Origin of the sequence: Halobacillus sp., assembly GCF_049282395.1 — a bacterium.
In the GTDB taxonomy this organism is placed as follows: Bacteria; Bacillota; Bacilli; order Bacillales; family Halobacillaceae; genus Halobacillus.
On record NZ_JBAPTY010000219.1, the window covers coordinates 1 to 5,490 of the forward strand.

A 5,490-nucleotide genomic window follows, 5' to 3' on the forward strand; every position below is an offset into this window, starting at 1 on the left:
GCTACCTGGAGATTGCCTCACCTAATGTTGAAGATGGAGTAGAGGAACTGGTGCAAAAAGGGGCTACTGAGATTGCTGTTATTCCTGTGCTTCTTCTATCAGCGGGTCATTACTATAAGGACCTTCCGGAGGAAATCAGACATATACAGGAGCGTTTTCCATCCGTGACCTTTACGTATGGAAAACCACTGGGCGTTCAGGAGCGGCTGGTTGATGTGCTGGTGGACCGAATTGAAGCTGTAACTGACACAGAACAATTCTCATTAAACCTGCTTTTAGTAGGCAGGGGCAGCCGGAAGCCGGAAACTAAGCGAGATATTGAATCCATTGCCCACAAGCTGAAAAGTAAAACCAATGCTTCAAGCGTGGATGTCTGCTATTTAGCTGCATGCGGGCCCACCTTTGAAGAAGGCTTGGAGACTTCTCTAAGCCGCGCAGGGGAAGGAACGATTGTCGTTCCCTATTTATGGTTTACGGGACTATTGATCCGCTCCATGCAGGAGAGAATCGATGAGCTTAAGGCTGAAGGTCATTCGATTGAAATGACACATTATTTGCAGGATCACCCTGGGATAGTGGAGGCGCTCGCAGACCGGGTGAATGAAGCGTTACAGAACAAGGAATCGTTTCCTGTCCTGTCTTAAAGAAAGGAGTTAGGGGTATGGCATTCGCACCGCTCATGGTCCAGCTGGAAAATCGCAGGGCCGTTATTATTGGAGGGGGAAAGGTGGCTTGCAAACGAGCCCACACATTAATTGAAAGCGGGGCGCAGGTCACGATTGTGAGCCCTCACTTAACTTCTGAACTGCATGCCATGGCCGAGAACACCGTAGTAGTCTGGAAGAAGAAAACCTTCCAGCCTAAGGATATAAAAGACGCTTACATAGTGGTGATTGCAACTAATAACGAACTCGTGAACGAACAGGTATGGCAGTCTTCCACAAGGGTTCCTCTCGTCAATGTCACAGGACAGGCGGAACGAGGCAACCTTCAGTTTCCGGGTCATATTAAACGCGGCAGACTGTCGATCGCGGTTTCGACAGGAGGAGCCAGCCCGAAGCTTTCCGCCCGAATGAAAGAGGAACTCGAGCAGAAGTACGATCATACTTATGAGGATTACGTTGATTTCTTATATACATGCCGCCTGTACATTAAACGATCCCGTCTTTCGAGCGATGAGAAACAGGAAACCCTTAAAGAGCTCGTAGAAGAGGATTATAAGGATGAAGCGAAGCAGCACTTAATGCTGGAATGGCTTAAGCAGAAAGCGGAAGGAGGGGATGACGATGAGTGAACTGCAAGGAAAGCGGGTGGCTGTAGCCGCTGATCGAAGAGCGGAAGAAATCGGAACGCTGATCCGGAATTTCGGTGGAGAACCAGTGGTGTATTCCATTCAGGGAAAAATGAACCTGGATGAAGCGACAAGTGCTGGTAACGTCCGCGATTTGATCGCCGGCTCATTCGATTGGGTGATCTTAACGACAGGAATCGGAGCCAGAACGCTTGCCAACTCGGCTCTTAAGAACGAGGTGCATGAGGATTTTATAGAAAAATTAAGAACCAGCCGTCTGGCCATACGAGGTAAGAAAACGACGGACTGGATGAAAGAACATCAACTTAAGCCGGAACTACTGGCTGCTGATGGTACGATGGCTGAGCTGATGAAGGAACTGAGCTCGGCGCCGGAGCGGGGAAGCGTATTTCTTCAAGCGTATAACCTTGACGATGCGAAGTGGAAATCGACCCTGGAAGAAATGGGGCATGAGGTTTATCTCTCTCAGCCTTACTCCTTTGAACAACCGAAAACAGCCAATCTTCAGGAATTAAAAATGGAGATTTTTGACCAATCCGTTGAAGCGGTTGTATTTACAAGTAAAACGCAAGTGAAAAATTTATTCGAGGATACCGAAGATCAGGAAACCTTAATTCGCAAGTTTAATGACCAGGTACTGGCGGTTGCGGTTGGAAAAGTAACAGCGAAAGAGCTGGAAGATCAGGGAATTAGTGAAGTTCTCCAGCCGGAAAATCAAAAAATGGGTGCCATGGTAGTTAAACTGAATCAATACTTTAAACAGCTGACCCAAAGTTATTAATCGATTTTTTACAGGAGGTGGATTTTTTGCCATTAGAGGTTATGAACAGCCCATTTAATCAGGATCAAGCCGATCTGTTAAACCGTTTACTGCCGACGTTGAATGAAAAGCAGAAGATATGGCTGAGCGGTTATTTATCCAGTGCAGCAACAGAAGCTGATACGGCCGTCCAAGTCCCGGAAACTGGCGGGCAGATCCAGGAAACAACAGTGGAAGCGACTAGAGAAATTACGATTTTATTTGGATCTCATACTGGCAATTGTCAGGCGTTAGCTGATGAATATGCAGCTAAATTGAAAGAGCAGGATTATCAAGTCACGGTTTCATCTATGGATGATTTTAAACCGAAAGCCTTAAAGAAAGTGGAAGACCTGCTGGTGCTTACGAGTACACATGGAGATGGGGATCCGCCGGATAATGCACTTTCTTTCTACGATTTTCTATTCAGCAAACGTGCTCCGAAACTGGACGGTGTGCGTTTCTCTGTCCTTTCCTTAGGGGACAGTTCGTATGAATTCTTCTGTCAGACAGGCAAAGATATTGATCAGAAGCTTGAGGAGCTCGGAGCAGAGCGGATCTATCCTAGAGTCGACTGTGATCTAGACTTTGAGGAACCGGCCGGTGAATGGTTTGATGGCGTACTCGCCCTATTAAATGAGCAGAAGTCTGCAGGTGGCAGCCAGACACCATCTGGCAATACCCAGGCGGTTCAGGCGGATGATACGCCGGTTTATTCCCGCGCGCATCCTTTTCAGGCGGAGATTCTTGAAAACATTAATTTAAATGGACGCGGGTCCAATAAAGAAACCCGCCATCTGGAGCTGGATTTGGAAGGGTCGAATCTATCCTATGAACCCGGAGACAGCCTGGCGATTTTTCCCGAAAATGATGAATCGCTCGTCGATCAGTTGATTAAAGAAATGGATTGGAATCCAGAGGAATCCGTGCCGATTAATAAGGACGGGGAAATCCGTTCCTTAAGAGAAGCGCTCCTTTCTACGTACGAAACGACTTGTTTAACGAAGCCTTTGCTTGAAAAAGCGCAGACACTGACGGATAACGAACAGCTGAAGGAGCTGCTTAAGGATTCTGAGCAGTGGAAAGCCTATATTTACGGACGGGACCTGCTTGATTTTGTTCAGGATTTTGGTCCATGGAAAGGGACCGTGCAGGACTTCATCGGAATTCTCCGGAAAATTCCTGTCCGTCTGTACTCCATTGCGAGCAGTCAGGCCGCCAATCCAGAGGAGGTTCATCTGACCATTGGTGCTCTGCGATATGAGGCCCACGGTCGGAACCGGTTAGGTGTCTGCTCCATTCAGTGTGCTGAACGCGCGACTCATGGTGACCAGCTGTCTGTTTTTGTCCAGAAAAATCCGAATTTCAAACTCCCGGATAATCCTGAGGCGCCGGTGCTCATGATTGGAGCCGGCACAGGGGTTGCCCCGTACCGTTCATTCCTTGAAGAACGGGAAGAAACGGAAGCACCCGGCAAGAATTGGCTGTTCTTTGGTGAACAGCATTTCGTCAGCGATTTTCTATACCAGGTGGAGTGGCAGCGCTGGTTAAATGAAGGCGTACTAACGAACATGGATGTCGCTTTTTCACGTGATAACGAAGAGAAAGTTTATGTGCAGCACCGCCTGCTTGAGAAAAGCGCTGAAGTCTATCAATGGCTCCAGGACGGGACGTATGTGTATGTCTGCGGTGATGAAAAGTATATGGCAAAGGATGTTCATGAAGCTTTAATCACGATTGCTGAAAAAGAAGGAAATATGTCCCGTGAAGATGCGCAATCTTATATCGATAACTTAAGAAAAGAAAAACGCTACCAGCGCGATGTTTATTAATAGGGAAGTGAAAGGAGCGATTAAATGAGTAAAGAAAGAGACAGCCAGCAGCATGGTCCTCCTAGTGAAATGGAAGGGATTAAGAAAGAAAGCCGGTATTTGCGGGGCTCGCTTGTGGAGAGTCTGCAAAATCCGATCACGGGTAGTGTGCCAGATTCAGATACAAAACTTATGAAGTTCCACGGCAGTTATATGCAGGACGACCGGGATCTAAGGCAGGAGCGTAAGCAGCAGAAGCTTGAGCCTGCTTATCAATTTATGACGCGTGTCCGCTTACCGGGCGGAGTGGCGACCCCGGATCAGTGGCTGGTGATGGATGATATTGCCAATACGTATGGCAATCATACGCTGAAGCTGACGACCCGGCAGACGTTTCAAACGCACGGCGTGTTGAAATGGAATATGAAAAAGCAGATTCAAATGATCAATGATTCTCTAATGGATACGATTGCTGCCTGCGGTGATGTAAACCGGAACGTAATGTGTAATGCGAATCCGTATCAATCGGATATTCATGGTGAAATATTTGAATGGTCAAAAAAAGTAAGTGAGCACTTGCTGCCACGCACGCAGGCGTATCATGAAATTTGGCTGGATGGCGAAAAAGTGGAAGACAGTAAGGACGAGTACGAGGTCGAACCGATTTACGGCTCGCTTTATCTGCCTCGTAAATTCAAGATCGGAATCGCCGTACCGCCTTCCAACGACATTGATGTCTATTCCCAGGATCTTGGTTTTATCGCCATCGTGGAAAACAATGAGCTGAAAGGCTTTAATGTGGCTGTCGGCGGCGGTATGGGCATGACACACGGCGACACGAATACGTATCCGCAGGTTTCCCGCGTCATTGGTTTCTGCGAGCCTGAAAAAATCGTCGATGTGGCTGAGAAAATTTTAACGATACAACGTGACTATGGAAATCGGTCGGAACGAAAAAATGCACGGTTCAAATATACGGTGGATCGCCATGGACTTGACTGGGTGCGTCAGGAACTTCATAACCGCCTCGGGTGGGAGCTTGAAGAAGAGCGTTCTTATACGTTCGACCATAACGGCGACCGCTATGGCTGGGTTGAAGGCGACGGTCTGTGGCATCTGACCCTGTTTATCCAAAACGGACGGATCAAGGACTCCGAGGACACCCGGGTTATGACAGGCCTTCGTGAAATCGCAAAAGTTCATGAGGGCGAATTCCGCCTGACACCAAACCAGAACGTGATCATTGCCCGCGTGGAAGAAGATAAAAAGCAGGAAATTGATGAGTTAGTGGAGCAGTACGGCCTGACCGACGGCCGCTACAACTCAGCCCTGCGCAGGAATTCCATGGCGTGTGTCGCTTTTCCAACGTGTGGCCTAGCGATGGCAGAATCAGAACGCTACCTGCCATCCTTAATTGATAAAATGGATGATGTGATTGATGAGGCAGGTCTTCAGGACGAAGAAATCGTCATACGAATGAGCGGCTGCCCTAACGGCTGTTCACGCCCGGCGCTTAGTGAGATCGGTTTTATTGGAAAAGGACCCGGCAAATATAATATGTATTTAGG

At 47.9% G+C, this 5,490-nt stretch carries 5 protein-coding genes; all 5 read left to right on the forward strand.

Going from position 1 to position 5,490, the window contains the following annotated elements:
• Positions 1–644, forward strand: a 644-nt coding sequence (locus WAM07_RS09660; RefSeq protein ID WP_422166394.1) for a sirohydrochlorin chelatase, incomplete at its 5' end; no start/stop codon positions are given.
• Between the two features lie 17 nt (positions 645–661).
• Entirely contained in the window at positions 662–1,294 is a 633-nt protein-coding gene (locus WAM07_RS09665; protein WP_422166395.1) for an NAD(P)-binding protein, read from the forward strand.
• Entirely contained in the window at positions 1,287–2,093 is an 807-nt protein-coding gene (locus WAM07_RS09670; RefSeq protein WP_422166396.1) for a uroporphyrinogen-III synthase, read from the forward strand. The genes WAM07_RS09665 and WAM07_RS09670 overlap by 8 nt, the downstream gene beginning before the upstream one ends.
• 26 nt (positions 2,094–2,119) lie before the next feature.
• Positions 2,120–3,943: an assimilatory sulfite reductase (NADPH) flavoprotein subunit gene (locus WAM07_RS09675; RefSeq protein WP_422166398.1), complete on the forward strand. Its 1,824-nt coding sequence runs from the start codon at positions 2,120–2,122 to the stop codon at positions 3,941–3,943.
• A gap of 24 nt (positions 3,944–3,967) precedes the next feature.
• On the forward strand, positions 3,968–5,490 hold a 1,523-nt coding region (gene cysI / locus WAM07_RS09680; protein ID WP_422166399.1), incomplete at its 3' end, for an assimilatory sulfite reductase (NADPH) hemoprotein subunit.